Annotated in this window: 1 protein-coding gene; it reads right to left on the bottom strand. The window is 41.2% G+C overall.

The annotated features are described in order from the left end of the window. Nucleotides 1-98: 98 nt before the first annotated feature. A partial coding sequence (locus BLR76_RS11550; protein WP_091269072.1) for an IS110 family RNA-guided transposase occupies nt 99-1,217 on the bottom strand: 1,119 nt, incomplete at its 5' end.

Here is a 1,217-nt window from a genome sequence, read left to right as displayed (position 1 = left end):
AAGTTTGAAAATATGTAATTAAAGACTAATGAGGTGTAAAGGAGTAGGAGGCGCACTTAAAAAAGAGTTGGTTTTCATGAAAGTTTCAGAAAATGAATTCAGCTAACTTTAATCGAGAACCCATGACTTTTTGCAAAGCTAATTGCTTGTTCGACAGTCATCTCTCTCCCTGGACGAAGCCCTTCGGTCTTATAGAGAGACGCATTATAGGGTTCGTCACGAAGCAGCATATAATATATAGCTGTCAAAAGGCGACGTGCAATGGCAATAATCGCTTTTTTGTGGCCACGTCGTTTTTTTAACTGTAAATATTTCTGGCGGTGTTCGGCATGTTTCTCGCTGCGAACAACGGCATTTGCCAGTTGAACGAGAAGAGGTTTTAAATACTGTCCAGCTCTTGAGATACGGACAGATTTCTTTTTACTGGCACTTTCGTTATTGGTAGGTGTTAAACCTGCCCAGGAACAGAGGTGTCCGGCAGTTGGAAAGTGTGTCATATCGACACCGATTTCAGATAATATTTTCACAGCAGTTAGAGGATTGGCACAGCCGGGGGCCGTCTGAATCAGCTTTCTTTCCCGTTCATAGGGAGTTGCGGTCGTAAAGATGAGTTGGGTCAACTGATCTTTACTCGCCATTAAACTGTCATAATGACCTTTAATGATGCGCATCTTTCCTGCTTGTTCAGGCGTGATTTTTCCATCGATAGCCAATTCTAGGTCGGATAATTTATTTTTCAAACGGCCATGAATCAGAGCAGGGAGATCGATTTCATCGATTGGTTTTTCTAGGATGGCATCGATAATGCGACGGCCACTCACACCGAGGGTGTCGGATAGGACACTAGAAAGCGCAATGTTGGAAACCGTAAGGGAATTTTGAAGACGATTCTTTTCGCTGGACGCTATATTCGTCAGTTTAAAGTGATACCGAGTCAAATCTCTTAATTCTCGAATAGGTAGCTCTGGAATAAAACTACTCATAAGCAAATCGTGTTTAAATAAATCAGCGATCCATTTTGAATCCTTTTTATCTGTTTTCTTTCCTTTGATAGCTTTTAGATATTTGGGGTGAGCAAGACAAACGTGGCGAGAAGATTCAAGTAAATTAAAGACGGGAATCCAATATTTACCCGTAGATTCCATACAGACGTCAAAACAGGAGTAGTAATCCAACCATTCATTTAACGCTCTCAACCCTTTAGTGAACGTAGAAAA

Origin of the sequence: Alkalibacterium thalassium, from assembly GCF_900101165.1 — a bacterium.
Taxonomy (GTDB): domain Bacteria; phylum Bacillota; class Bacilli; order Lactobacillales; family Carnobacteriaceae_A; genus Alkalibacterium; species Alkalibacterium indicireducens.
This window is presented reverse-complemented; position numbering and strand designations above follow the sequence as displayed.